25 protein-coding genes are annotated in these 26,853 nt (G+C 68.1%); 13 read left to right on the top strand and 12 right to left on the bottom strand.

The genetic code is table 11. The features are described 5' to 3' along the window. The first annotated feature begins 82 nt into the window (after window positions 1-82). Window positions 83-745 (top strand): MOSC domain-containing protein, encoded by a 663-nt coding sequence (locus tag QRN63_RS29300; RefSeq protein ID WP_267317598.1) that lies wholly within the window; start codon window positions 83-85, stop codon window positions 743-745. Here the strand turns inward: QRN63_RS29300 and QRN63_RS29295 are convergent. The 4 genes from QRN63_RS29295 to QRN63_RS29280 form a co-directional block, all read right to left on the bottom strand. Further along, on the bottom strand, window positions 742-1,944 hold the full coding sequence (locus tag QRN63_RS29295; RefSeq protein ID WP_285034540.1) for an MFS transporter: 1,203 nt from the start codon (window positions 1,942-1,944) through the stop codon (window positions 742-744). The genes QRN63_RS29300 and QRN63_RS29295 overlap by 4 nt on opposite strands. Before the next feature lie 62 nt (window positions 1,945-2,006). Beyond that, window positions 2,007-2,891, bottom strand: a complete 885-nt coding sequence (locus QRN63_RS29290; RefSeq protein ID WP_285034539.1) for a LysR family transcriptional regulator — start codon at window positions 2,889-2,891, stop codon at window positions 2,007-2,009. 56 nt (window positions 2,892-2,947) lie between these two features. Further along, window positions 2,948-5,074 (bottom strand): catalase/peroxidase HPI, encoded by a 2,127-nt coding sequence (katG, locus tag QRN63_RS29285; protein WP_285034552.1) that lies wholly within the window; start codon window positions 5,072-5,074, stop codon window positions 2,948-2,950. A gap of 102 nt (window positions 5,075-5,176) precedes the next feature. Next, a complete protein-coding gene (locus tag QRN63_RS29280) occupies window positions 5,177-5,626 on the bottom strand; it encodes a Fur family transcriptional regulator (protein ID WP_267317601.1) in 450 nt (149 codons plus the stop codon). A 352-nt stretch (window positions 5,627-5,978) separates the two neighbouring features. On the opposite strand from QRN63_RS29280, the gene QRN63_RS29275 reads away from it, so the two are divergent. Then, a complete protein-coding gene (locus tag QRN63_RS29275) occupies window positions 5,979-7,058 on the top strand; it encodes a diguanylate cyclase domain-containing protein (RefSeq protein ID WP_285034538.1) in 1,080 nt (359 codons plus the stop codon). Here QRN63_RS29275 and QRN63_RS29270 read toward each other — a convergent pair. Together QRN63_RS29270 and QRN63_RS29265 are read right to left on the bottom strand one after the other, a co-directional pair. Further along, the gene (locus tag QRN63_RS29270) at window positions 7,048-7,737 is read right to left on the bottom strand and encodes an Rv0518 family GDSL lipase (RefSeq protein ID WP_285034537.1); all 690 of its coding nucleotides are present in this window, start codon (window positions 7,735-7,737) and stop codon (window positions 7,048-7,050) included. The genes QRN63_RS29275 and QRN63_RS29270 overlap by 11 nt on opposite strands. 39 nt (window positions 7,738-7,776) lie before the next feature. Continuing rightward, complete coding sequence (locus QRN63_RS29265) at window positions 7,777-9,003, bottom strand: acyltransferase family protein (RefSeq protein WP_285034536.1); 1,227 nt, start codon at window positions 9,001-9,003, stop codon at window positions 7,777-7,779. Between the two features lie 206 nt (window positions 9,004-9,209). Between QRN63_RS29265 and QRN63_RS29260 the strand changes: the two genes are divergently transcribed. Together QRN63_RS29260 and QRN63_RS29255 are read left to right on the top strand one after the other, a co-directional pair. Further along, window positions 9,210-9,509: a hypothetical protein gene (locus QRN63_RS29260; RefSeq protein WP_267318019.1), complete on the top strand. Its 300-nt coding sequence runs from the start codon at window positions 9,210-9,212 to the stop codon at window positions 9,507-9,509. Window positions 9,510-9,625: 116 nt separating this feature from the next. Next, the gene (locus QRN63_RS29255) at window positions 9,626-10,777 is read left to right on the top strand and encodes an alkaline phosphatase family protein (RefSeq protein ID WP_267317605.1); all 1,152 of its coding nucleotides are present in this window, start codon (window positions 9,626-9,628) and stop codon (window positions 10,775-10,777) included. A 6-nt stretch (window positions 10,778-10,783) separates the two neighbouring features. Here QRN63_RS29255 and QRN63_RS29250 read toward each other — a convergent pair whose 3' ends face one another. Further along, window positions 10,784-11,005 (bottom strand): hypothetical protein, encoded by a 222-nt coding sequence (locus tag QRN63_RS29250; protein WP_043392134.1) that lies wholly within the window; start codon window positions 11,003-11,005, stop codon window positions 10,784-10,786. A gap of 181 nt (window positions 11,006-11,186) precedes the next feature. Between QRN63_RS29250 and yaaA the strand changes: the two genes are divergently transcribed. The 4 genes from yaaA to QRN63_RS29230 all read left to right on the top strand — a co-directional run bounded on the left by yaaA (window position 11,187) and on the right by QRN63_RS29230 (window position 15,458). Further along, window positions 11,187-11,933 carry a peroxide stress protein YaaA gene (gene yaaA / locus QRN63_RS29245; protein WP_285034551.1) on the top strand — a complete coding sequence of 249 codons (747 nt, stop codon included), beginning with the start codon at window positions 11,187-11,189 and terminating at the stop codon, window positions 11,931-11,933. 151 nt (window positions 11,934-12,084) lie between these two features. Next, window positions 12,085-13,062, top strand: a complete 978-nt coding sequence (locus QRN63_RS29240) for a TerC family protein (protein WP_267317606.1) — start codon at window positions 12,085-12,087, stop codon at window positions 13,060-13,062. 12 nt (window positions 13,063-13,074) lie between these two features. Then, window positions 13,075-14,508, top strand: coding sequence for an amidase (locus QRN63_RS29235; protein ID WP_285034535.1), 1,434 nt, complete (start codon window positions 13,075-13,077; stop codon window positions 14,506-14,508). 32 nt (window positions 14,509-14,540) lie between these two features. Beyond that, on the top strand, window positions 14,541-15,458 hold the full coding sequence (locus QRN63_RS29230) for an alpha/beta fold hydrolase (protein ID WP_267317608.1): 918 nt from the start codon (window positions 14,541-14,543) through the stop codon (window positions 15,456-15,458). A 6-nt stretch (window positions 15,459-15,464) separates the two neighbouring features. On the opposite strand, the gene QRN63_RS29225 is transcribed toward QRN63_RS29230, so the two are convergent. The 4 genes from QRN63_RS29225 to QRN63_RS29210 all read right to left on the bottom strand — a co-directional run bounded on the left by QRN63_RS29225 (window position 15,465) and on the right by QRN63_RS29210 (window position 20,812). Then, entirely contained in the window at window positions 15,465-16,757 is a 1,293-nt protein-coding gene (locus tag QRN63_RS29225) for a competence/damage-inducible protein A (protein WP_502888209.1), read from the bottom strand. 43 nt (window positions 16,758-16,800) lie between these two features. After that, entirely contained in the window at window positions 16,801-17,019 is a 219-nt protein-coding gene (locus tag QRN63_RS29220; RefSeq protein WP_267317609.1) for a hypothetical protein, read from the bottom strand. A 33-nt stretch (window positions 17,020-17,052) separates the two neighbouring features. Continuing rightward, window positions 17,053-19,920 (bottom strand): glycoside hydrolase family 2 protein, encoded by a 2,868-nt coding sequence (locus tag QRN63_RS29215; protein WP_267317610.1) that lies wholly within the window; start codon window positions 19,918-19,920, stop codon window positions 17,053-17,055. A gap of 154 nt (window positions 19,921-20,074) precedes the next feature. Next, window positions 20,075-20,812: a glucose 1-dehydrogenase gene (locus QRN63_RS29210; protein ID WP_285034534.1), complete on the bottom strand. Its 738-nt coding sequence runs from the start codon at window positions 20,810-20,812 to the stop codon at window positions 20,075-20,077. Between the two features lie 72 nt (window positions 20,813-20,884). Between QRN63_RS29210 and QRN63_RS29205 the strand changes: the two genes are divergently transcribed. The 5 genes from QRN63_RS29205 to QRN63_RS29185 all read left to right on the top strand — a co-directional run bounded on the left by QRN63_RS29205 (window position 20,885) and on the right by QRN63_RS29185 (window position 26,056). Beyond that, on the top strand, window positions 20,885-21,649 hold the full coding sequence (locus QRN63_RS29205) for an HAD family hydrolase (protein ID WP_285034533.1): 765 nt from the start codon (window positions 20,885-20,887) through the stop codon (window positions 21,647-21,649). A 137-nt stretch (window positions 21,650-21,786) separates the two neighbouring features. Beyond that, entirely contained in the window at window positions 21,787-22,920 is a 1,134-nt protein-coding gene (locus QRN63_RS29200; RefSeq protein WP_267317613.1) for a nitronate monooxygenase, read from the top strand. Between the two features lie 42 nt (window positions 22,921-22,962). Further along, on the top strand, window positions 22,963-23,100 hold the full coding sequence (locus QRN63_RS29195) for a hypothetical protein (protein WP_285034532.1): 138 nt from the start codon (window positions 22,963-22,965) through the stop codon (window positions 23,098-23,100). A gap of 149 nt (window positions 23,101-23,249) precedes the next feature. After that, window positions 23,250-23,822 carry a TetR/AcrR family transcriptional regulator gene (locus QRN63_RS29190; RefSeq protein WP_285034531.1) on the top strand — a complete coding sequence of 191 codons (573 nt, stop codon included), beginning with the start codon at window positions 23,250-23,252 and terminating at the stop codon, window positions 23,820-23,822. After that, window positions 23,819-26,056 (top strand): molybdopterin-dependent oxidoreductase, encoded by a 2,238-nt coding sequence (locus tag QRN63_RS29185; protein ID WP_285034530.1) that lies wholly within the window; start codon window positions 23,819-23,821, stop codon window positions 26,054-26,056. The genes QRN63_RS29190 and QRN63_RS29185 overlap by 4 nt, the downstream gene beginning before the upstream one ends. On the opposite strand, the gene QRN63_RS29180 is transcribed toward QRN63_RS29185, so the two are convergent. Next, the gene (locus tag QRN63_RS29180; protein WP_267317617.1) at window positions 26,057-26,731 is read right to left on the bottom strand and encodes a PAS and ANTAR domain-containing protein; all 675 of its coding nucleotides are present in this window, start codon (window positions 26,729-26,731) and stop codon (window positions 26,057-26,059) included. Window positions 26,732-26,853: the final 122 nt, after the last annotated feature.

The following is a 26,853-nucleotide window of genomic DNA, read 5'->3' as shown; positions in this document are numbered from 1 at the left end:
CAACTGTCACCGATGTCCTGATGCAGAACTGTCACCGAAGTCCTGATACATCACATGTGACGACACCTCTAGGCTTGCGCCCATGGCAGCGATCCTGACGGTGAATCTTGCGGTCCCCCGGCCCAGCCCCGACAAGGATCAGCTCACCACCGGAATCGACAAACGGCCGACGCTCGAACCTGTGCCGGTCCGCGCGCCCGGGCCCATGCACGGCGGCCTCGGCAGCGGTCTCGTCGGCGACACCATCGGCGACCAGCAGTTCCACGGCGGTGACGACCAGGCGGTGTACGCCTACGCCCGCGAAGACCTGGACGAGTGGCAGGTGCGTCTCGACCGCGTCCTGGCCAACGGGTCGTTCGGCGAGAACCTCACCACCGCGGGGCTCGACGTGAACAACGCCGTCATCGGCGAGCGCTGGCAGATCGGCGACGGCGGCCCGCTCCTGGAAGTGAGCCGGCCCCGCATCCCGTGCCGCACCTTTGCCGAGTGGCTCGAAATCCGTGGGTGGGTCAAGACTTTCACCAAGCAGGCCGAGCCCGGCGCCTACCTGCGGGTCGTGACGCCCGGCGTGCTGCGGGCCGGGGCATCGATCACGGTCGTCTCGCGCCCGGCACACGACGTCACCGTCGCCCTGGTGTTCCGCGCCATGACCCTCGAACCGGAACTGCTGCCGACGCTGCTTCCGGCCGACGCGTTGCCCGCGGCGATCAAGGACCGGATCCGCCAGCGGGCCGACCAGCACTAGTCGCGCAGCACGGCAGCCGCGGCAAGTCCGGCGACGATCTCGAGCCCCACGATGACGCCGGCGACGGCCGACCACCCGGCGGCATCGAAGGCGATGCCGCCGACCCACCCGATGACACTCGAGCCGGCGTAGTACGCCAGGTTGTACAGCGAGCCGGCCTGCGCCTTGCCCACCGTGGCCAATTGGCCGGTCCAGCCCGACGCGGTGGCATGCGCACCGAAGAAGCCGGCGGTGGCGACCAGCAGACCCGCGAGCACCGCGAACACGTTGTGGCTCAGCGTGATCGCCACGCCGATTCCCATGACCGCGACGCTGCCCAACAACACCGGGCGCCGTCCGTACCGGCTGGCCGCGGCGCCGGCCCACGCCGACGCCCAGGTGCCCGCGAGATAGGCGACGAAAACCAGGCTGACGACCGTCTGCGGGAGACTGAACGGGGCTGCACTCAGCCGGAAGCCGAGGAAGTTGTACATCGCGACGAAGCCACCCATGAGCAGGAAGCCCTGCAGATAGAGCACCAACTGGCTGGGGTTGCGCAGGTTGGCGGCCAACCGGTGCGCCAGCGAGCCCTCGGTTTCCTCGTCGGCCGGGACGAACCCCCGAGGCTCAGGGGCCAGCCGCATGAAGCCGACAGCCGCTGCGCTGCACAGCAATCCGACGACGAACATGGCCCATCGCCAATCGGTGAACTCGGCAACGGGGGCAGCCACCAGCCGGCCGAGCAACCCGCCGATGGTCGTGCCCGCGACGTAGGTGCCCGCGGCCCGCGCGGCATGGCCGGCTTCGATTTCCTCGGTCAGGTAGGCCACCGCGATCGCCGGGACTCCCCCGAGTGCCAGCCCTTCGGCCAGCCGCCCGGTCAGGAGCAGCTGAAATGTCGGCGCGAACGGCACAAGGAGTGCCAAACCTGTTGCCACACAGACCGAGTAGGACATCGCGCGCACCCGACCGATGCGGTCGGCGAGCGTCGACCAGCCGATGACGCCGAGCGCCAGACCGATCGTCGACGCCGACACCATGAGTGCCGATGCCGCCGCACCGGTGTTCAGGCTGCGGGCGATCAAGGGCAGGACCGCCTGCGGCGAGTACAGCTGCGCGAACGTCGCCACACCGGCGCAGAACAGCGCACCGAGCAGCCTGCGGTAGTCCGTGGAGCCACGCACGTGGCCGGTCCAGACGGGCGCTTCAACAGTCACCAACGCAGGTTAGGAACGGCCTCGTTCATGTGTCCAATACATTAATTGAGGTTTATTCATTCGGTTTACGCATCAGAGGCCGTGGCACTCACCAACTCGGCGAATCGTGCTGCGGCAGGCGACAATTCGCGGCCCTTGACCCACGCCATGCCGATCTCGCGTTTTACCCGGGTGTCGGACAATGGGATGTAGATCACCGAGGGATCGCCGCGACCGGGCCGCGGCACGGGCACCAGGGCGACGCCGAAGCCGGCCGCGACCAGGCCTTCCATCGTCGGAATCTCCATGGCTTCGAACGCGATCTCGGGCGTGATGCCGCTCTCGGCCCACACCTGGTCCGTCAGCTGGCGCAGGCCGAAATCCGCCCCCAGCGCGATGAAGGTCTCGTCGGCCACGTCAGTCAGGCGCACGCGGGCACGGCCGACCAGCCGGTGGTCGGCGGGCACCGCCAGGCACAACCGTTCGACATACAGCACCCGCCAGGTACACGGCGCCTGCGCCGGCCGCGGCGACGTGATCGCGACGTCGGACTGTCCGGTGCGCAGCCGCTCCGCGATGTCGTGCGCCGCGCCCTGGAACAACTCGAAGCGCACCGCCGGAGCCAGTGCGCGGAACTGCCGAAGCACCTCCGGCACAAACCAATTCGCGGCCGAATGCAGGAAGGCCAACCGGACCAGGCCGCTGTCCGGATCCAGCAGTGCGTCGATCCGGCTCTGGGCGGCATCCATTTCCGCAATGCCGCGGCGGGCGTGTTCCAGCATGATCTGCCCGTAGCCGTTCAGGCGGAGCCGGCGGCCGGTGCGGTCGAAAAGCGGTGTGCCGACCTGGTTTTCCAGCCGCGCGAGGGCCCGCGACAGCGTCGGTTGCGCGACACCCAGTTCGGCGGCGGCAGCGGTGACGTGCTCGGTCTCGGCCAGGACGACGAACCAGCGGAGTTCGTCGAGGAGCACAAAAGCACAGTACCCCGTGAGCCCGAAGGCCCACGGGGTACCGAGTCGGGTTCGGACTAGATGTCGAACCGGTCGTTGTTCATCACCTTGGTCCACGCCGCGACGAAGTCCTTGACGAACTTCTCCTTGGAATCGTCCTCGGCGTACACCTCGGCCAGCGCCCGCAGCTGCGAGTTCGAGCCGAACAGCAGGTCGACGCGGCTCGCGGTCCACTTCGGCGTGCCGCTGGCGCGGTCGGTGCCGACGTAGGTGCCGTCATCGGCGGGCGACGGGGCCCACTTGGTGGACATGTCGGTGAGGTTGACGAAGAAGTCGTTGGTCAGATGACCCACGTTCTGCGTCAGCACGCCGAGGTCCGAACCGCCGTGGTTGGCCCCGAGCACGCGCAGACCACCGATCAGCACGGTCAGCTCCGGCGCCGACAGCCCCAGCAGGTTGGCGCGGTCGATCAGCCGGTACTCGGACGGCAGGGTGTCGCCCTTGCCGACGAAGTTCCGGAAACCGTCGCCCTTGGGCTCCAGGTAGGCGAACGACTCGACGTCGGTCTGATCCTGGCTCGCGTCGCCGCGACCCGAGGTGAACGGCACCGCGACGTCGAAACCGGCGTCCTTGATGGCCTTTTCGAGGCCGACGACACCGCCGAGCACCACCAGGTCGGCGAACGACACGCCGGTCGGCGACGCCTGCTGGATCTCCTCGAGCTTGCGGATCACCTGGGCCAGCTCGTCGGGCTCGTTGACCTCCCAGCCGAGCTGCGGCTGCAGCCGGATGCGGCCGCCGTTGGCGCCACCGCGCATGTCGCTCGAGCGGAACGAGGCCGCCGCCTTCCATGCGGTGTTGACCAGCTGCTGCACCGACAGGCCGGACTCGGCGATGGCGGTCTTGAGGCTCGCGACGTCGGCCTCGGACAGCGTCTTACCGGCCGGGGTGACGTCCTGCCACAGCCACGTCTGCTTCGGTACCAGCGGGCCGAGGTAGCGCACCACCGGACCCATGTCGCGGTGCAGCAACTTGAACCAGGCCTTGGCGAATTCCTCGGCCAGCTCCTCCGGGTGATCCAGCCAGCGGCGGGTGATCTCGCCGTAGATCGGGTCGAACCGCATCGACAGGTCGGTCGTCAGCATCGAGGGGTGGGTCTTGCCGGTGCCCTGTGCCATCGGGACCGAGTTGGCCCAGCCGCCGTCCTTGGGCTTCCACTGGTTGGCACCCTGCGGGCTCTTGGTCAGCTCCCACTCGTTGCCGTAGAGGATTTCCAGGAACGAGTTGTCCCACTTGGTCGGGGTGTGGGTCCAGGTGACCTCAAGGCCACTGCTGACGGCCTCGTTGCCGACGCCCGGGTTGGCCCAGCCGAAGCCCATCTGCTCGAGCGGTGCGGCCTCGGGCTCGACACCGTTCTCGATGTCGGTGGCGCCGTGGGTCTTACCGAAGGTGTGGCCGCCGACGATCAGGGCAGCGGTCTCGACGTCGTTCATCGCCATCCGGCCGAAGGTCTCGCGGATGTCGATGGCGGCGCCCAGGTAATCCGGATTGCCCTCGGGGCCTTCGGGATTGACGTAGATCAGACCCATGTGGCTGGCGGCCAGCGGGTTCTCCAGCTTGGTGCGGTCGGTGCCGGCGTAGCGGTCCTGCGAACCCAGCCACTCGTGCTCGGCGCCCCAGTAGATGTCCTCCTCGGGCTCCCAGAAGTCCGGGCGACCGAAGGCGAAACCGGCGGTCTTGAAGCCCATGTGCTCCATGGCGCGGTTGCCGGCGTAGACGATGAGGTCCGACCAGGAGATCTTCTTGCCGTACTTCTTCTTGAGCGGCCACAGCAGACGACGGGCCTTGTCCAGGCTGACGTTGTCCGGCCAGCTGTTCAGCGGGGCGAAGCGCTGCATGCCGCGACCGCCACCACCGCGGCCGTCCTCGACCCGGTAGGTACCGGCGGCGTGCCACGACATCCGGACGAACAGCGGGCCGTAGTGGCCGAAGTCGGCGGGCCACCACTCCTGTGAGTTGGTCAGCAGCTCGTCGAAGTCACGTTCGAAGGCCTCGAAGTCGAGGGTCTTGACGGCCTCGCGGTAGTCGTAGCCCTCGTCCGTCGGGTCGATGGCCGGCGGGTTCTTCTGCAAAATCTTGAGATTGACGGCGTTGGGCCACCAGTCGCGGTTGCTACCACCCTCGACAGGCGGCTTGATGCGCATCGGGCAACCGCTTTCGGCGGGCTCGGTCTGTGCTTCTCCGATCGGAGGGTGAGTTTCCTCAGGCACTGCACTTCCTTTCGAGGGTGGTGAATCGGGCCGCGATCACGGATGTGATCGCGAAGCTGTTGCCGCCGCGCAGTCGGGGCACACGCCCCAGTAGATGACCTCGGCCTCGTCGACGACGAAACCGTCGAGCACGCCGTGCGTGTCCGAGGGGGTCAGGCACGGCGCTTCCCCGGTGGCACAGTCGATGTCGGCGATGGCGCCGCACGACCGGCACACGACGTGGTGGTGGTTGTCCCCCACTCGGGTTTCGTATCGGGCCACCGAACCCGAGGGCTGAATGCGGCGGATCAGCCCGGCGGTGGTCAGCGCGGCCAGCACGTCGTAGACCGCCTGGCGGGATACATCGGGCAGGATCGCGCGGACCGCGTCGAAGACGCTTTCGGTGTCGGTATGCGGACGGCCCGCCACCACCTCGAGGACTGCGAGGCGGGGCCGTGTCACACGGAGATCTGCGGAACGCAGCTGCTCCGTGTAGTCGGTCGTCACGTGTTCACTTCTACGCGCTTTTTTGGACTGAGTCAAGACTTGGGAGTGATGTGTGTCACGAGAATTCGCGGCGGGGAACCGGCGACGACTGCCATTCGCAGTGCTCAAAGCCGTTGTTTCGCAGACACTTTAGGCGACCCGCCGCACGCGCGCAGGAAAATCGCCCGAACGGCCGAACCACGTTGTTCGGTTCGCCAGTGGATGTAGTGCCGGAGGCTGAGCGTATGCACAGAGTTTGCCGTCGGCCGCCGAAACCGCAGCGCACGGTTGTTAATCTGCTGCATATGCAACGCAGCGTGACAGGCCACCCGGTTCGCCGGCCGGCTGACGCGGGAGACCGTCAGGTACCCGCATGAGCGCTGCCGGACAAAATCACTATTACTGGCTCACCTCGCTGCTCGCCGTCCGCGGCCTACAGACCAGAACCTGTCGGGTGATCGCCGCGCTCAACGCGGTGCTCGGCATGGTGCCCGCAGTGCTGATGCTCAGCCCCGCGGGCCCGCACGGGCCGGTCCGCCAGGCGCTCGCCGTCATCGTCGGAGTCGTCGCGCTCGGCGTCGGCGCGGTCTGGCTGCGGCATTCGTGGCCGTCACAGCAGTTCTCCGCGATCTCGGTGACCCTCGGCGCGATCCCGATGAGCGTGGCCTGCCTGATCATGACGGATCCGGTGCTCGGGCTGCTGGCGACCAGCGCGTTCATCTTCTCCAGCGGTTATGTGGCCTTCCTGCACCGCCCCAGCATGCTGGCCGGCCCGTGGCTCCTCGGTGGCCTCACGCTGGGATACCTGGGCATCCAGGTCGGATCGCACGACCCCGCGTTGGCGGCGTGCGCCGTCCTGATCATCGCGCTGCTCAACGCCTTCGTGTTCTTCACGTGCCGCGTCGCGATCGGGCTGAGCTCGACCGACATCCACCACAGCGAGATCGAGCCGCTGACGGGCCTGCTCAACACCGACGGCCTGTACTCACGCGCCGCGAACCTGCTCGCCGCCCGCAACCGGCAGGACGACCGTCACATGGTGCTCGCGGTGGTCAGCATCGACAGCTTTCCGCTGTTGTCCTCGATGTCCGGCCAGCGCCGTGCCAACCGGGCGCGCATCGACGTCAGCCAGGCGCTGCGGGAGACGGTGCGCCGCAACGCCATCGCCGCGCACATCTCCGACAGCGACTTCATCGTCGCGGACACCTTCACCAGCCCGGACGCGTCACCGCTCATCGACCGTGTGCAGGGCGCCATGAAGTCCACGCCGTCGCGGGTGACGGCGAGCATCGGCGTGGTGTGCACGCCGCTGGCGCCGCTGACGGTGCACCCGCCCGAGATCGTCATCGACGCGTTGCTCGCCGTGGCCGAGGAGGCCATGGAACGCGCCCGCGAGGACGGCGGCAACGACGTCCGTTACGACGTGCGGAACGACCTGCCGATCAACGAGTAGGCAGCTCGGACCTGATGCGCGACGCGATGAGGCCCGCCAGGTAGTCGTGTCCGGCGTCGGTCGGGTGGACGCCGTCGGGCGCGATGAGGTCGGGACGGTCGACGAACCAGCGCTCGGCGATCGGGTCGACGAACGTGGCGCCGGCCATCCCGGCCTGCATGCCGAGCACATCGCGGATCTGCAGCACTGCCGGCGGCACATCGGCAGTCGGCCAGGGCGGCCCGATCACCAGCAGCTTGGCGCCGGGCGCCGTCGCGCGCGCCTGGGCAAACGCGTCGTGCGCCATCCCCGACAGCTGCATGAGGTCGACACCCTGATCGTTACGCGAGCCGAAGAACACCACGAGGGCGTCGTCCGGACGCACTGCGCGCCTGGTCAGGTCCAGGAAGATGCTGCCGTGGTCACCGCGCACGACGTAGCCGGCCCGGCCCTCGGCGGCGACATCGGCAGCGATGGGCACGCCCCACGCATCGAGGTTCCGGCCCGCCTGCGCCGTCCAGCTCCGCGGCCCCTGGCCACCGAAGTTGGTGCCGTTGGTGTACGAGTCGCTGATCACCGCGACCCGTTCGGGCGGCACGCCCGGACGCACAAACCGGTAAGCCTGCGCGGGACCGGGCGCGCCCACCACGGACACCGCACACAGCGCAGCGGTCAGCAACAAGGCGGTCAGATGGCGCACTGGTCTCCCATGATCATTCGGTGGTAGGACGGATCGCGGTCAGCCCGCCCGTTCGGCGCGCTCGACGTCGTCATCGTCGCCGGATATCGCCTGCAGTTTACGTTGCCCTGCAACAGCTTTCGAGGCATCCGCCGGCCCGACCATGCGCCGCATCCAGTGCCGCGCCGGCTCTTCGACGTAGTGGAACAGCACCACCGCACCGGCGAACGAGCCGGCCAGCAGCGCCAGCACGATGAACTTGGTGCCCCAACTCGGCAACATCTCGATGCGGTACTGCGCCGCGGCCCAGTTCCAGCTCTGGTGTACCAGCTCGTGGACCATGTACAGGCTGAACGACACCTTGCCGCCGTAGACCATGGCGCGCGTCGACAGCAGTGCGGGCAGGGTTCCGGTGCCGACCGACAGAGCCACCACCAACGGCAGGAAGAAGACGTCGACGAGGCCGAAGTCGTCGCGGATCGTCGGGACGGGATGCGCGTCGAACCAGTACACGAGGCCCACGATGAGGGCGAGCAGCACCGCCGACAGCACGCCGGCGACGGTGCGGCCCCGATCGGTCAGGTTCAGCTTGCGCACGGCGGCACATGCCACAGCACCCGCGGTGAACTGCAGCACGATGCGCGGCAGCCAGCTCCACGGCGTGTAGAACTCGCCGGTGGCTGCCAGGAAAAGCAGCGGCGGCAGCGTCACGGCGAACGCCAGCCACAGCAGGCTGCGCGCCCGGCTGGCCCGGGCCACCCGGAACAGCACGATGACCAGCAGCCCGAACAACAGGTAGGCCAGCCATTCCGCGCTGATCGACCAGGCCGGGCCGTCCCAGCTGGAGTTGTCGAAGTACGGCACCACCCACAGCTGGACCAGGAACAGCTGGCGCAGATAGTTGGGGCCGGTCAGGGTGGCCGCTTCCGGCGACGGGAAGTCGCCGACGTTGAGTGTGAAGATGATCCAGGCCACGGCGAGATGCATGGTGACCAGGTACACGGGCCAGACCCGGGCCAGGCGGAGCCACAGGAAATGCAGCGTCGCCCGCGTCGACCAGGCCGGTCCCATGCGCTCGAGGTAGTTCCAGGTGAGGACGAAGCCGCTGAGGATGAAGAACAGATCGACACCCTGCGCGCCGCAGTCCAGGATCGGGGCGAGTGCGTCGCTCAGGGGCGGTGACGCCTGCTTCAACAGCGGACGGAAATGGAACAGCACCACCCACACTGCGGCGACGATGCGCAGGCCGGACAGTGCCTTGATTTCACCGCTCGGCACAACACTCATGACGGGAAAAGGGTAACAGCGGCGACGACCCGGGTCCTGATGGGAAACCTGTGACTTTTCTTGGATGACACTCCCGAGCGCGTGATACCTGACCGAAATACATGCCGCGGAGGGAATGGTGCGCCCCGCAGTAACTCTGCTCACAGAATTCGATGAACGAGCGCCGGAAGCTGGAATATCCGGCCGCTCAGGAGCATTCTGTAGACATGCTAATTAGGCGGAAATTCACAACATCGGCGGTCGCCGCGGTGGCCGCCACAGCAGCGATAATTGCCGCGCCGGCCGCCGCGATCACGCTCTCCGGAAGTGTCAGCCCGGACCGAACCGTAGTCGCCGACAACACCGGCTACGGCGGTCCTGACGGCCAGGGCGGCGGCGGTGGCTGCGGCAGCGGCGCGAACTGGCAGGGTTGCGGGGGCTGGAACCCGTTCACCGGTGGCTTCGGGCATGGCTGCTTCAACGGCATGTGCGGCGGCTGGGACGGCAGCCGCGGCTGGGGCGGCTGACAACGCATTTGCTCGCATCACGCGATAATTGCGTTTTCCCTATTCGCTGGGGTGAATAGGAATTAGCTGTCGGTAATTGCGTTTACTTCGTCCGGGAAATCCCTAAGCTCGCGGCCATGGATGTCCCGAGCCCGCGACCCGACGCGCCGCATCTCGCCGACGTGGTGCCGGCCGTGCTTGCCGCGATGGGTGTGACGGCAGCCCAACTCGACGGGGTGCACCGGCCCATCGACCTGCCTGGCGGCGTTCGCGGCGCGTGCGTCCTGCTGATCGACGGCCTCGGCGCCCAGCTGCTCGACACCTATGCCGACGACGCGCCGGTCCTGGCGGGACTCCGCGGCCCGAACCTGCACGTCGGCTATCCGTCGACCACCAGTGCCGGCCTGGCCGCGGTGGGAACCGGCCGGCGCTCCGGCGAGCACGGCATGGTCGGCTACTCGTTCCGGATTCCCGACCACGGCGTGGTGAACGCGCTGCGCTGGACGCCGCATCCAGTCGGCGCCGATCTGCGCGACGTGCTGGTGCCCGAGGATGTGCAGCCGCTGCCGACGACGTTCGGCCAGGCCACGGCCGCCGGCGTGGCGGTCAGCGTCATCTCGGGCGCCGAATTCACCAACTCGGGGCTGACCCGCGCGGTGCTGCGCGGCGGACGGTATGTCGGCGTGCATCGGCTCGGCGACCTCGCGGCCCGGGTGCAGCAGGCCGTGGCCGAGGGCGGGTTCTGCTACGGCTATCACGCCGACCTGGACATGCTCGGCCACCTGTACGGCGCGGGGTCGACGGCGTGGCGCATGCAGTTGCGGCAGGTGGACCGGCTGGTCGAATCGATCGTCGACGCGCTGCCGGCCGGCGGGCTGCTGGCGGTCGTCGCCGACCACGGCATGGTCAACCTCGACGAAGCCGATGTCGTCGACATCGATGCACGTCCCGAGCTGTTGGACGGCGTCGTCGCCGTCGCCGGGGAGGCCCGGGCGCGGCACGTGTATGTCGCCGCGGGCGCGGCGGAGTCGGTCGCCGACGGGTGGCGAGAGACGTTGGGCGCCAAGGCCTGGGTCCGTACCAGGGAGCAGGCCATCGCGGAGGGCTGGTTCGGTGCGCGGGTCGGTGACGCGGCGCGCAGCCGCATCGGCGATGTCGTGGCGGCGGCCCGGGACAACGCCGGATTGGTGCGCCGGACGGTCGAGCCTGTCGAATCTGCCCTCATCGGGCAGCACGGGTCGTGGACAGATGCCGAGCAGCTGGTCCCGCTGCTCATCGCTTCCGGGTGAGCGGGATTACTCCGGCTTCAGATGGGCATCGTCAGCGAAGACGAGAGTGCCGCTGTCCAGCAGGACGGCCCAGCGGCGTGCCGCGTCGACAATATGGTTCTCACCGACATCGACCGAATAGCCCGCATGATCGCCGTAGTCCTCGACGATCACCCCACGCACGTCCTTGGCGTCGCCACGGTTGACGCGAACCCGCATGTCAACGGCGAACTTGGCGTTCCTACCCATAACCACCCCAGCATTCCCTGGTAATCACCGCAGGTACGGAACCTCGGCCCACCGACCTCTGCCCCGACGTCAGTAGGTACCGAACTTTAGGCCACAGCGACCACAGCGGCAAAGCAAAGACCCACGATTGACAGGTACATGGTACGCGTCGTACCTGTCGGCGTCGGCTACCGTCTTCGCCGTGATCGTGCTGCTGCCGCCCTCGGAGACCAAGCGCCCAGGTGGCGACGGACCGCCGCTGCAGCTCGGGGCGCTCAGTGCGCCGGAACTCACGGCGCTGCGCGCCGCGCTGCTCGACGAACTCGTCGAGCTCGCAGCCAGCCCGGAGGCCAGCCGCAAAGCCCTGTCCATCTCCGCATCGCAGGACTCCGAAATCCAGCGCAACGCCGAACTGCGCAGCGCTGCGACGATGCCGGCCATCGACCGCTACACCGGGGTCCTGTACGACGCCCTGGACGTCGGCTCGCTGCGCGGCGCCACCGCGACGCGTGCCCGGTCCCGTCTGGCCGTCGGATCGGCCCTGTTCGGCCTGCTGCGCGCCGACGACCCGATTCCGGCGTACCGGCTGTCGGCATCGTCGAAACTGCCCGCCGGCGGCACCCTGGCCAGCCGGTGGAAGCCCGTCCTGGAACCCGTACTCGCCCAGCTCCAGCAGCAGGAGCTGATCGTTGACCTGCGGTCCGGCTCATACGAGGCGCTTGGCAAGATTCCCGGCGCCGTGACCGTCGACGTCTACACCGAACACCCCGACGGGCGGCGCACCGTCGTCAGCCACTTCAACAAGGCCCACAAGGGCCGCCTGGCCCGGGCGCTCGCGGGCAGCCGGGCCGAACCCAACGATGCCGCTGCCGTCGCCGCCGTCGCCCGTCGCGCCGGGATGCGCGTCGAACGTGACGGGGCACAGTTGACCGTCCTGATCACCGCGTGACGCTGGCGTCTGCGATAATGGTTCTCGAGGGGAGTATTCCTTCGTCACGGTGTCGTCATCACGTTGCCCAACGTCGGGTAGCCGGTGCCGTGGGCCGCTTCGGCGGTGGTAGAGACCTCGGTCGTTTTCTGACGCCCGGAGGCACCCTCGCATGAATGTTTCGACTCTGGAATGGTCCATCACCCTCGGGGTGACGATCGCCGTACTGCTCTTCGACGTGGCGGTGATCGGCCGCCGTCCACATGAACCCACCACCCGCGAAACCGCGGGCTATCTTGCGCTCTACATCGGCCTGGCGGTCGCCTTCGGCATCTGGGTATGGCAATTCCACGGCGGCAATTACGGCGTCGAGTACTTCGCGGGCTGGCTCACCGAATACAGCCTGTCGGTCGACAACCTGTTCATCTTCCTGATCATCATGGCCAGCTTCAAGGTGCCCCGGGTCCTGCAGCAGGAGGTGCTGCTGATCGGCATCATCCTGGCGCTGATCTTCCGAGGCGTCTTCATCGCCCTTGGCGCCGTTGCCATTTCGCAGTTCTCGTGGATCTTCTACCTGTTCGGCGCGTTCCTGGTGTACACGGCGGTCAAGCTGGTCCGGGACACCGAGCACGACGACGACGCCGAGAACTCGATGGTGCGGTTCGCCCGCAAATACCTCAAGGCCTCCGACCAGTGGGACGGCAGCAAGCTGCACACCGTCGTGAACGGCAAGCGGGTGCTGACCCCGATGATCCTGGTCATCATCGCGCTGGGGACCACCGATCTGCTGTTCGCGCTCGACTCGATCCCGGCGATCTACGGCCTCACGCAGGAGCCGTACCTGGTGTTCACCGCGAACGTCTTCGCGCTGATGGGTCTGCGCCAGCTGTACTTCCTACTCGGCGACATGCTCAAGCGGCTGGTCTACCTGTCACAGGGCCTGGCCTTCATCCTCGCGTTCATCGGCGTGAAGCTGGTCCTGCACGCGCTGCACGAGAACACGCTGCCGTTCGTCAACGGCGGGGAGCCCGTGCACGTGCCGCAGATTCCCACGCTGCTGTCGTTGGCGGTCATCATCGTCACGCTCGTCGTCACGACGGTGGCGAGCCTCTACCGCACCCGCGTAGACAGCAAGGCCGGCGCCGACTGACAGGATGCCCTCGTGACCGATCTCGTGGACGATGCCGTCGGGCAGGCGCAGCTGGTGGCCAGCGGCGCGGTGAGCAGTGCCGAGCTGCTGGAGGCCGCGATCACCCGGCTCGAAGCGGCGCGCCCGCTCAACGCCGTGGTCACCGATCTGTTCGACCGCGGCCGCGAACAGGCCCGCCGGCTCGATGAGTCCGGCGCGCTGCGCACCGGCACAGCCGGACCGCTGGCCGGGGTGCCGTTCCTGCTCAAGGACCTCGGGGCGTCGCTGGCCGGCGCCCCGGAGGCCATGGGGTCACGGGCGCTGCGCACCCATGTCGCCGACCAGACCGCCTGGATCGTGCAGCGGTATCTGGACGCCGGGCTGGTGATCTTCGGCAAGACCAACACACCGGAGTGGGGCAACCACTGCACCACCGAACCGTCCCTCTTCGGGCCGACGGTCAATCCGTGGTCACCGGAGGTCACCCCCGGCGGGTCGAGCGGAGGGTCCGCCGCCGCCGTCGCGGCCGGCATCGTGCCCGCCGCCTCTGGTGGCGACGGCACCGGCTCGATCCGGGTGCCGGCATCATGCTGCGGTGTCGTCGGCCTCAAACCGCGCCGCGCCCGGACCTCGTTCGCGCCCAGCGCCGGGCACGGGCTGGAGGGGCTGGTCAACGAGCATGCCCTCACCCGCACCGTCCGCGACTGCGCGGCGCTGCTCGATGCCGTCACCGGTAGCGCGCCGGGCGACCCGTACTCTGCTCCCCCGCCCGCCCAGCCGTTCCTCGACGCCATCGCGCAGACCCCGGCAGCGCAACGCATCGCGATCGCGGTCGATTCGCCGTTCCCGGGGCCGTGCACCGACCCGCAGGTCGCCGCCGCTGTCGAGGCCACCGGGACGCTGCTGGCGGACCTGGGCCACCAGGTCGAGCCGTCGGCGCCGAGCATCGATCCAGACGCTGTCGCCGACGCCGTCGCGGTGCTGCACCGGGTCAGCAACGTCCAACTGCATGAGCTGGCCGCGGCGCACCTGGGCCGTCCGCCACGCGAAGACGAGTTCGAACCGAGCACCTGGATGATGATCCGCGAGGGATTCGCCACCACCGGCCTGGCCTACGCCGAAGCCATCGCGGCCGTCCACGACCAGACCCGGCGGTTCGCCGCCGGGATGGCCGGCCACGACGTCCTGCTGGTGCCGACACTGCTGTCCGGACCGCCGCCGTACGGCCTGCTCGATCAGCCCCGCGCCAGCACCCGGGAATTCTTCGACGTCGAATTCGCCACCACCGGCTGGACGTCGCTGACCAACGTGACGGGCTGGGCCGCCATTTCCCTGCCGCTGGGCCGCACCGCGGACGGACTGCCCATCGGCGTCCAGCTGATGGCGCCGGACGAGACCATCCTGCTGCAACTGGCCCGGCAACTGGAGCAGGCCGCGCCGTGGGCGGACCGCTACCCGCGCCCCTGAGCCCGCTCACGGCTGCGTGCAACAATTCGGGCATGGCCATGTCGATCGATCGCCCGAAGCTGGAAGGCAACATCGCCGTCGGCGAGGACCGCCAGATCGGTTTCGCCGAGTTCGGGGATCCCCAGGGACGAGCCGTGTTCTGGCTGCACGGGACGCCCGGCGCGCGCCGGCAGATCCCGACCGAGGCCCGTGCCTTCGCCTCCCGCCAGAACATCCGGCTGATCGGCATCGACCGGCCCGGCATCGGATCCTCGACGCCGTACCAGTACGAGAACGTGCTCGGGTTCACCGAGGACCTGCGGACCATCGCCGACACCCTCGGCATCAACCGATTCGCGGTGATCGGCTTGTCCGGCGGCGGCCCCTACACCCTGGCCACCGCGGCCGCCATGCCCGACCGGGTGGTGATGGCCGCGGTGCTCGGCGGCGTCGCGCCGTTGATCGGCGAGGACGGCATCAGCAGCGGCCTGATGGAGCTGGCCAAGATCGTCCGGCCGATCATCGAGGTCGCCGACACCCCCATCCGCTGGGTGGCCGGGTCACTCATCAAGGTGATCGCGCCGTTCGGCTCCCCCGCGCTGGACCTATATGCGCGCATCTCCCCCGACGGCGACCGGAACCTGCTGAGCCGCCCGGAGTTCAAGGCCATGTTCCTCGACGACCTGCTCAACGGCAGCCGCAAGCAGCTCGCGGCACCGTTCGCCGACGTCGTCGTGTTCGCCCGAGACTGGGGCTTCCGACTGGCGGACATCAAGGTTCCGGTGCGCTGGTGGCACGGCGACGCCGACCACATCGTGCCCTACGCCCACGGGCAGCACGCGGTCGCGCGCATCGCCGACGCGGAGATGTTCACGCTGCCGGGCGAAAGCCACCTGGCGGGTCTCGGTGTGCCAGAGGACATCCTGACCAAGATTCTCGAGGTTTGGGACGCCGACCTGGCCGCGCAGTAGGGCCCGTCAGACCGTCACACGCTGACCGCTGAGTACGCGGCGCAGCATGTGCATGGCGACGGTCGTCGACCGCTCCCGGATGTCGGCCCGGTTGCCGGGCAGGTGGATGGTGCGGGTGTGGGTCGCGCCGCCGGCCAGCCCGACACTGAAACACACTGTGCCGACCGGCTTTTCGTCGCTGCCACCGCCGGGTCCGGCGATGCCGGTGATGCCCACGGCGACGTCGGCGCCGAACCGCTGCAGTGCGCCAGCCGCCATGGCCTCGGCGACCGGTTCGGAAACCGCACCGTGGGCCGCGATCAACGCGGGATCGACGCCGAGCAGGTCGGCCTTGGCTTCATTCGAATACGACACCACGCCACCGGCCAGGTAGGCCGAGGAGCCCGGCCGGTCGGCCAGCCGTGCCGCCAGCAGGCCCGCCGTGCACGACTCGGCCGTCGCAATGGTACGGCCCGAAAGCAGTTGTGCCACTTGGTCATCGACCAGTGAGCCGTCCTCGGAGAAGACGTCATGGGGATGACGCTCGCGGAGCAACCCGGCCAGCTGCCGGTAGCTTTCGGCGGCGTCGGGTTCGTAGCGGGTGACGATCTCCAGCTCACCGCGCCGCAGGCACGTCGTGATCTCCAGGTCCGCGAAACCGGCCACCAGAGTTTCGGCCTCGCGCAGCGTCTCGGCCAGCCCGGACTCGGGCAGGCCGAACATCCGGATGGTCTCCTGCCGATAGATCGTGCGGCCGGCCACGGCGCGCTGGGCGGTCGCCGTCTCGATGGCGCGGGCCCACATGGGCTGAAGTTCGCGGGGCGGCCCGGGCAGCACCATCACCGTCGGCCCGCCCCCGAGCCGGGTGACCACGACGCCCGGTGCCGTGCCGACGGGGTCGAGGATCTCGACGCCCTCGCCCGCGGGCACCAAGGCCTGCTTGCGGTTCGCGGCCCGGACGGCGTCGAAATCGGCGCCCGGGAACCGGCCCATGAAGGCTCGCAAGATCTCGGCGATGCGCTCCTCGAGCGCTTCGTCGAGCACGAGCTCGCGGCCACAGAACCTGGTCACCACGGCGACGGTCATGTCGTCGGCCGTCGGTCCGAGGCCACCGCTGGTGACGATCAGGTCGACACCTTGTGCGGCAAGGAAATTCAGCTGGGCCTCGATGTCCTCCGGCCGGTCACCGCAGATGGTGATGTGGGCGAGTTCCACGCCGAGTTCGAGCAGCCGGTCCGCCAGCCACGGCCCGTTGAGGTCCTGGACCCGGCCGGTGAGAACTTCGGTCCCCGTCACCACGATGCCCGCACGTACGCCCATGGCGATCAGGGTACGGCGCGGCCGGAGGGCACTGCGGACTGAGTCAGCCCGCCAGCCAGGCGCGCACGGTGTCGAGTTGGCGCGTGTAGTTCTCCATGATGTCGTCCTGGAAGCGCGTGCCACCGCTGATCGCGTCGTCACCGCGCCAGATCACCCGCACCCGGGACGCGCCACGCAGGTAGACGTCGACGCGGTCGTCCGTGTGGCGCTGCCACCCGCTTGCGGCGGTGCGCTCGGCCAGTGCGGAACGTTCGTCAGCCATCTGGTTCTCCTTCGTGTGTGCCTTCATCATGTCCTATGCGCCCGGCCGCGGGACCCGCGGTACCGCGTCGGGTGTCGCGGGGCGGGGAGCGGGCTCAGCCAATCCGGGGTCGGCGATCGCGGCGCGGGATGCGGCGTCAGCCGAGTCCGACGGCCGGGAGCTGCCCGTCACCGGCACCGTCACCGGTGGCGTGTTGTAGCCGCCGACCCGGACCCAACCCGCGGTCACGCCCGGTTGGGGCACCAGCCCCCGGACATGTGCGGTCTCGCCCGGATACACGGTGACGTAGTTGTCGCTGTACTCGATGGGCAGGATTTCGTCGGCGTCGGGAGCGGTGGTCAGCTCGGCACGCTCGAAGAATGCGACCTGCTTGGTCGGATTGTGCAGCGTGATGTCGACGACCTGCTGGCCGTCGCTGTTCACCGCACCGGCGGCGCTGACCTCCAGGCGCGCCTTGGTCATGTAGTTCAGCGGCGTCATGTCGGCCCATGCGGTCTGGTGCAGCTCGAAGGCGACATCCTTGCGCGGGTCTCCGATGTCGTCCTGCTGCGACTGCCAGTAGTCGTTGTCGGCAATGACCTCGCCAACCGGGTTCAGCAGCTCACACCGGACGAAGAACACCCGCGAATCGGGCACCACGCGCGGCAACGTCAGCGCCACCGCGGCGGCACCGGAGACCACGTCGTACGGGTCACTGGTGCGGTCGTCACGCATGGTCCCGTTGATGTCGTAGATCCGGGTGCGCACGCGCAGGCCCACCGCCTTCTCGGGGCTCTGGTTGGTGATGCTGACCTTGGCCGTGCTGTGGTCGCCGGTCGCGTACGAATCGAACGTCACCGACAGCGGCTGCAGGCCCTTCTTCGCGCCGTAGTACGCACCGCCGGGCCGCAGGTAGTAGTCGAAGATGTTGCCGAAGAACGACGGCCAGTGGTTGTTGAGCATCCAGTAGATCGTCATCTTGTGGTCCGCCCAGCCCAGCGCCGCGAACGACTCGAACTGGGCCCGCGTCGCCTCGTAGTGGGCGAGCTGGGCCTTGCGCGTGAATTCCTCTGCACCACTGGATGATCCGTAGCGCTGGACGACGGCGTCACGGATGCTGGCCAGCGCCTCGTTGCCGGGATTGGAACCGGCGTGGAAGTACCACATGTCGTTGATCGGCCAGAGCTTGTCCGGCGGGATGAACTTGCGCAGGCTGGCGAACGGCGGAATGTGTTCGTTGTCGCCCTGCTCGGCCGACGCGCCGCGCGCGGCGGCGTAGTCACCGTCGAACCAGTACGCCGGGGGCCGCCACGTATAGGGGCCGGCCATCTGGATGCCGTCCCACAGGCGGTTACCCGACGAATCCGTCGTGTACGACGACACCGTGTCGACAACGGCGTTCTGCCAGTGCAGCTTTCGCAGAATCTCGTGGTACTGCTCGAGGATGTCGGCGGGCGGATGCCCGTCGCTGGCGTTGGCCCAGACGAACGCCGACGCATGTGACCGCAGCATCATGATCTGCGAACGCAGGCTGTCCTGCGCGACCCGGTGGTCCTCCTGGCCCCACTGCGGCCACTTCTCCCACTGGTTGCAGCACATCCAGCCCACCATGAGCGGGATACCCAGTTCGTCGGCGCGCTCGATGAAGCGCGCACCCGGAATCTTGGATTCCATCCGGATCATGTTCAGACCCAGATCCTTGACGTAGCGCAGGATCGCGTTGTCGCGGTCGGGATCGTCGCGGTACAGCAGGTCCGGGGTGTACGTGGCCCCGCGCGCCAGGAAGTCGCGGCCGTTGACCTTGAGGTAGAAGTTGCCGCCGGAGCCCAGTTGCGGGAATTCCTCGCTGTCGTCGCGGCCCTGCTCGATGGACCGGATGCCGAAGCGCTGCTTCAACTCATCGGTGGCCTGCCCGTATTGCAGGAACTGGATCCGGAGGTCGTACAGGTCGGGCCTGCCCATGGTGTACGGCCACCACAGATCGGGATGAGAGACGCGCAACGCCTCGTAGTTCTCGGGGCTGAACGTGACGTCGCGGCTCTCCCCCGGCCCGAGCGACACCGGCCGCTCGATGTCGATGTCCGCCTTGCCGGCACGGGTGATGGTCGCGCGCACGACACCGTTGACGCGCTCGCCGGAGTAGTTGGTCAGCCCCGACCGGACGCTCAGCTGGGCACTGTCGGTGCGCGGCAACGGCAGCTGGCTGTTCACGGTCGCGTCGGTGATCGCCACGTCACCGGACATCTTGAGGGTGACCGGCTTGAGGATGCCGGCGTTGCGGTCCGCCACGAACGAGTTGCCGTTGGCCGGGTTCTTACCCGGCCCCTGGTACCCGAGGTAATTCCAGTTGATCCAGTCGAACCAGCTGTCGGCCAGCTCCACACCGTCGACGTCCTGCAGCGCGCGCTCCGGGGTCACCTTGACGGCGAGGGTGTTGGTACGGCCACGGTCGATCCACTTCGACACGTCGAGGGTGTGGTCGACGTACATGCCCGCGACCTGCCTGCTGTCGGCGATCTGATGCCCGTTCAGCCAGATTTCGGCCCGGTAGTTGATGCCGGGAAAGTTCAGCCGGTACGTCGAGTGCCCGGCCGGTGCGACGAATGTGGTGCGGTACCACCAGTCCTGCTTGTACAGGTCCTGCGGCACCTTGGTCAGCAGGTTGTCGCCGTAGTAGAGGTCCGGGTAGGTGCCGTCGTCCTGCAGCGCCTGCAGCACCGTGGCCGGCATGTGTCGCACCTGGTGCCAGCCCGGCCCGGCAGCGGGGAACCCGTCGACGCTGAGCTGCGCGCCGCCGGCCACCATGCCCTGCGCAGAGGACAGCTGCCAGCCTTGTGCGAGCTCCACCTCGGCGGCCTCGCTCATGGGCTTCAGCAGGCGCGGCAGATCGCCGGTGCACGCGAACAGCAGCACCAGAGACATGACCGCACCCAGCACTGCACCGCGGCGCAACTCCGTTGAGATAGCCCTGCTCCCTCCGAAACGTCAGCATCCGAACGCGCTTCAACACGGGGATGCGCGATGTGGGGGCATCTCATTGTGCCCCGTCAGACCGTCAGTTCCGGAATCGCTGAGGTCAGAACTTGTGCGGCACGTCGGTCGTCAGGCCGCCGTCGACGACGAACTCGCTGCCGGTGGCAAACGACGATTCGTCGCTGGCCAGGAACACCACAAAGGTCGCTACCTCGTCGGACTGCCCGGGCCGGCCCAGCGGCGCGATCATCATGTCATCGGGAAAATATTTGGTCATCGGCGTGCGGATGAAGCCCGGCAGGATCGTGTTGACCCGGATCTTGTCCTTACCGAGGTCGATCGCCGCCGATTTCGTCAGGCCGCGCACCGCCCACTTGGATGCGACGTACGCGTGCAGGAGCGTCGCACCGCGCATGCCCTCGATGGACGAGATGTTGATGATCGATCCGCCGCCGGCCTCCCGCATCGGCGCGACCACCGACTGCATGCCCAGGAAGGTGCCGGTGAGGTTGACGTCGATGCACTTCTGCCACTTGGTCATGTCGAACTCGCCGATCTTGCCGAGGGCACTGATGCCGGCGTTGTTGACCAGGACGTTGAGCAGACCGAAGTGTTCGGTGGCGGTGGTGACCGCGGCCGCCCACTGATCGGCGTCGGTGACATCGAGGTGCACGAAGCGCGCGGCGTCCCCGAGTTCGGCGGCCAGCGCTTCGCCCGGCTCATCGAGGATGTCGCCGATGACGACCTTGGCGCCCTCGCCGACCAGCATCCGGGCGTGCGCGGCACCCATGCCCCGTGCGCCGCCAGTGATCAGTGCAACTTTTCCGTCCACGCGTCCCATGACGGGTCACGCTACCGCTCGGCCGATGGGCAACCAGGAGGCCGCGCGGGGAATACCGGCATACTGGTCAGCATGGCTGCGCCGAACGCCCCGATCGCTGCGGTCGACGCCGATGCCACTGGCGCGGACAGCTCGCGCGTCGGCGCGTTCTTCGACGTCGACGGCACGCTGGTGTCGGGTTTCATCGCGACGGTGCACGCCGCCCACCGGTTCCGGCAGCGGCAGGCGGCCTTCGGCGAGCTCACCGGAATTCTCGAAGCGACGGTGCGATACAAGCTGCGCCGCATGGAGTTCGAGCGGTTGCTGGTGCGCGCCGCCGGTTACCTGCGCGGCGAGTCCCTCGCCGAGCAGGAGTCGCTCGGCGAGCAGCTGTTCCACAGCCACGTGCAGGCCAGGATTTTCCCGACGATGCGCGAGGTCGTGCGCGCCCACCAGCAGTCCGGCCACAAGGTGGTGCTCAGTTCGTCGGCCCTGACCATGCACGTCATGCCGCTGGCCCGCTATCTCGGGGTCGAGCACGTCATCTGCAATCACTTCACCGTCGACGCCGACGGCACCCTCACCGGCGACATCGTTCGGCCGATCGTGTGGGGCCACCGCAAGGCCGCCGCGGTCGAGGAGTTCAGCCAGGCCAATCAGGTTGACCTGCAGCAGAGTTACTTCTACGCCGACGGCGACGAGGACCTGCCGTTGATGCGCGTCGTGGGGCACCCGATCCCGGTGAATCCGCGGCCCGGGCTCGCGGCCGAAGCGGAGCGACTCGGCTGGACGGTCGTCCGCGCGGCGGCGGCGCCCAGCGACCGGCCCGGCTGGTTACGACGAGTCGTGGTGCGCTGAGGTTCTGGAACGGCCTTCGCGCGGAATCTGGGCGCAAATCCGCGCGTAGCCTTGCGCGCCGGACTGTCACGCGGTACTAAATTAGAACACGTTTCAGTTTTACCGCCTCTGCCTCGGCCCCAGCACAAGGAATCCCTATGCGCACCGCTATCTGCGATCAACTCGGCATCGAATACCCGATCTTCGCCTTCACCCACTGCCGCGACGTGGTCGTGGCGGTCAGCAAAGCCGGCGGCTTCGGCGTCCTCGGCGCGGTCGGCTTCTCCCCCGAGCAACTCGAGATCGAGTTGAAGTGGATCGACGAGAACATCGGTGACCACCCCTACGGCGTCGACATCGTCATCCCCAACAAGTACGAGGGCATGGACCAGGTCGACCTGGATCCCGAGGTGCTCAAGAAGCAGCTCAACGCCCTGGTCCCCCAGGAGCACCTGGATTTCGCGAAGAAGCTCCTCGCCGACCACGGCGTGCCGGTCGACCACAGCGACGACGACGCCCTGCAGCTGCTGGGCTGGACCGAGGCCACCGCGACCCCGCAGGTCGAGGTCGCGTTGCAGCACCCCAAGTGCACGCTGATCGCCAACGCGCTCGGCACGCCGCCGAAGGACATGATCGACCACATCCATGCCGAGGGCCGCAAGGTCGCCGCATTGTGCGGCTCGCCGTCACAGGCCCGGAAGCACGCCGACGCGGGCGTCGACATCATCATCGCCCAGGGCGGCGAGGCCGGCGGGCACAGCGGTGAGATCGGCTCGATCGTGCTGTGGCCGCAGGTGGTCAAGGAGGTCGCTCCGGTCCCGGTGCTGGCCGCGGGAGGCATCGGCAGCGGCCAGCAGATCGCCGCGGCCCTGGCGCTCGGCGCACAGGGCGCGTGGACCGGTTCGCAGTGGGTGATGGTCGAGGAGAGCGAACACTCCGAGCAGCAGCACGCCGCGTACGCCAAGGCCAGCAGCAAGGACACCGTGCGCAGCCGGTCGTTCACCGGCAAGCCGGCCCGGATGCTGCGCAACGACTGGACCGAGGCGTGGGAGAAGGAAGGCAACCCGAAGCCGCTCGGAATGCCGTTGCAGTACATGGTTTCCGGCATGGCGGTGGCCGCCACGCACAAGTACCCCAACGAGAGCGTCGACGTCGCGTTCAACCCCGTCGGCCAGGTGGTCGGTCAGTTCACCAAGGTCGAGAAGACCGCGGCTGTGATCGAGCGGTGGGTCCGGGAGTACCTGGAGGCCACCGGCCGGCTCGAGGAGCTGAACGCAGCGGCGTCCGTGTGATCGAGGCCGCCGGCAGCGGGTTCCTCATCGCCGTCGAAGTGGATGGACCTGATCTTCGATGTTCAGGTACTCCCCCATCGCAGATCGGCGGAATTGCCGGAACCCGTGCTGGCGTCCATCGCCGCCGTGATGCTGATCCTGTTGGCCGCGTTGGTAGTTGTTCTGACCGTAGGGATTTGACCCTGCGCTGACGGCACGGGCTACTCGACCTTTCACACCCTCAGTACAGGCTCAACACCGCCGACGTCCGCATCGCGGACGAATCCGCATCTAGACCCCCGTCGACAAATTATGTATGTTCACATACATAATCCGACGGAAGGGCGCGGATGACTGGTCCTCGCGAACGCATGATCGTGTCTGCGGCACTGCTCATCCGCGAGCGGGGCGCACAATCGACGGCCATCTCGGACGTGCTCGCCCACAGCGGGGCACCCCGCGGGTCGGCGTACCACCACTTCCCCGGCGGCCGGACCGAATTGCTCTGCGAAGCAATCGATTTCGCCAGTGAACACATCGCCCGCCGGATCACCAAGGCAGGCACGGCGCTCGAGGCACTCGACGTGCTGGTCGACGGTTTCCGCACCCAGCTCACCGAGACCGGATTCCGCGCCGGCTGCCCGGTGGTCGCGGTCGCCGTCGAAGCCGACAACCCGCCCGTGATCGAACGGGCCGCCGCCGCCTTCACCCGCTGGCTCGCCCAGCTCGAGGAGCAGCTGCGGGCCGACGGCGCGTCCGCCGAGCAGGCCGCCGAACTGGCGATGCTCGCCACCACCGCCATCGAAGGCGCCGTACTGGTGGCCCGCACCACGGGCTCCACCACCCCATTGGACCTCGTACATCGGCAGCTGCGCGCCCTCGTGGCTGCCGCCACCGACTCGGAACGAAAGGCGTCGTCATGACCCAAACCCAGGAGTGGCAGTCGACCGCCTGCATCCTGTGCGAATGCAACTGCGGCATCGTCGTGCAGCTCGACGGCCGCACGCTGGCGAAAATCCGTGGGGACAAAGCGCATCCGGCCTCTCAGGGCTATACGTGCAACAAGGCGCTGCGGCTGGACCACTATCAGAACAACCGCGACCGCCTCACCTCGCCGATGCGCCGGCGTCCCGACGGCACCTACGAGGAAATCGACTGGGACACCGCCATTTCCGAGATCGCCGAGGGCTTCTCGCGAATCCGCGACGAGTACGGCGGCGACAAGGTCTTCTACTACGGTGGCGGTGGCCAGGGAAACCACCTGGGCGGCGCCTACAGCGGCGCGTTCCTCAAGGCACTCGGCAGCCGCTACCGGTCAAATGCGTTGGCGCAGGAGAAGACCGGTGAATTCTGGGTCGACGCACAGCTCTACGGCGGACACACCCGCGGCGAATTCGAACACGCCGAGGTGTCGGTGTTCACCGGGAAGAACCCGTGGATGTCGCAGAGCTTCCCGCGGGCCCGAACGGTGCTGCAGGACATCGCGAAAGACCCGCAGCGGTCGATGATCGTCATCGATCCGGTACTCACCGACACCGCGAAAATGGCCGACTTCCATCTGCGGGTGCGGCCCGGCACCGACGCGTGGTGCCTGTCGGCACTGGCCGCGGTCCTCGTGCAGGAAAACCTCTGCGACGAAGCGTTTCTCGCCGCACACGTGACGGGCGTCGAGGCGGTGCGCGGCGCGCTGCGTGCGGTGGACGTCGAGGAGTTCGCCCAGCGCTGCGGCGTCGACGCCGACCTGCTGCGCGCCGCGGCCCGCCGGATCGCCGGTGCGGCAAGCGTTTCGGTGTTCGAGGACCTCGGCGTCCAGCAAGCGCCCAACAGCACCTTGTGCTCCTACCTCAACAAGATGCTGTGGATTCTGACCGGCAACTTCGCCAAACGTGGCGGGCAGCATCTGCATTCGTCGTTCGCGCCGCTGTTCGCGGCCGGCGGCGTCGGCCGTTCGCCGGTGACGGGAGCTCCCATCATCGCCGGGCTGCTGCCGTCCAACGTCGTGCCGCAGGAGATCCTGACCGACCATCCGGACCGCTTCCGCGCCATGATCGTCGAGAGCAGCAACCCGGCACACTCCATCGCCGACTCGAACGCGGTGCGCGACGCGCTCGGCACGCTGGAGCTGCTGGTGGTCATCGACGTCGCGATGACCGAGACGGCCCGACTGGCTCACTATGTGCTACCTGCGGCGAGCCAGTTCGAGAAGCCCGAGGCGACATTCTTCAATCTCGAGTTCCCGCACAACACCTTCCACCTGCGGCACCCCCTCATGACGCCGCTGCCCGGAACCCTGCCGGAGCCGGAAATCTGGGCGCGGCTGGTGCGCGCGCTCGGCGTCGTCGACGACGCCGAACTGGGCCCGCTGCGCAGGGCCGCCCGCGAGGGCCTCGACGCGTACCTCGGAGCATTCTTCGGCGCGGTGGGCGCCAACCCGTCACTCGGTCGCGTACTGCCGTATGTGCTGTACGAAACCCTGGGCCCGACATTGCCGGACGGATTGGCCGGTGCGGCGGCGTTGTGGGGGCTGGCACAGAAGACCGCGATGACGTATCCCGATGCGGTGCGCCGGGCCGGTCATGCCGACGGCAACGCACTGTTCACCGCGATCCTCGAAGGGCGGTCCGGAGTGACGTTCACGGTGCACGAGTACGAGGACGACTGGAGCCTGGTCACGCACGCCGACCGGCGCTTTGCGCTCGAGATCCCCGAGATGCTGGCCGAGCTCGGTGCACTCGCCACCGACCGGCCACCGCTGATCTCGGACGAGTACCCGATCGTGCTGTCGGCCGGTGAGCGACGGGCGTTCACCGCCAACGACATCATCCGGGATCCGGGCTGGCGCAAGCGTGATGCCGACGGCGCACTTCGGGTCAGCGTGGAAGACGCCGCGGCGCTGGGGCTGGTCGACGGCGGGCGGGCCCGGATCACGACGGCCGCCGGTAGCGCGGAGGCGTCCGTGGAGGTCACCGACGTCATGCTGCCCGGGCATGCCTCGCTGCCCAACGGGTTCGGCGTCGACTTCACCGAGGCCGACGGCGAGAAGCGGGTGCCCGGTGTGGCGCCGAACAACCTCACGTCGGCGGACTGGCGCGATGAGTTCGCGGGTACCCCGTGGCACAAGCATGTGCCGGCGCGCATCGAGGCGCTGACGGCCTGACTACCTGGCGACCGGGTCGTTCGGCAGGAGCAGCCGGTCGATCGAGCTGACGCTCTCGGGCGACAGCCCCTCGCGCATGACCGCCCCGAGGAATTGTGCCGCAACGGTTTTCACCTTTACGTGCGTCAGCTGTGAGCGCCACGTCAGGATGTCGAACGCACGGTCGGCATCGATCCCGTATGCCGCCATGAGGACGCCCTTGGCCTGCTCGATGGTGGCGCGGGATTTCACGACCTCTTTGATCTCCGACGTCAGGTCGGCCTGCATGGTCTCGGTGACGTCGACGTAGTAGCCGCGCGTGCCGACCACCGCACCCGATTCGTCGGCCATGTGGTCGGCAACCACCACCACCCAGTGCGTCTTGCCGGCGACGTCGATGATGCGGTGCCGACTGCTGAACAGCCCTCCCGCCCGTACGCGTTCCAGGATCTCGGCGACCCTGGCGCGGTCGTCGGGGTGTTTGTGGCTGAGCAGCAACTCCGTCGTGGGCTCCACGTGTCCCGGCGCGTAGCCGTGCATCTGGGCCACCTCGTCGGACCACACCCACCGCTGATCGGCGACGAAGTACTTGAATCCACCGGCTTTCGGCGAATGGCCACCGGCGAGTACCGCGGCCACCTCCCAGTGCTCGGACGCTTTGTCGGCATCGGCGTCATCGGCCAGCGCATCGGGCATACGGAACCAATCGTTGATGTCTATGAGGGCTGTGCCGGTCCGCGCTGACGGTCGGCCCGCAAATAGTAGCCGCTATGTCGGCTCTCTGACATAGCAAATCACCGACGCTCCGGTGACTTGTT

This window comes from Mycolicibacterium sp. lyk4-40-TYG-92, from assembly GCF_030209435.1.
Taxonomy (GTDB): domain Bacteria; phylum Actinomycetota; class Actinomycetes; order Mycobacteriales; family Mycobacteriaceae; genus Mycobacterium.
Note: the sequence above shows the minus strand (reverse complement) of the source record. Positions and strands in the feature narration are given on the sequence as shown.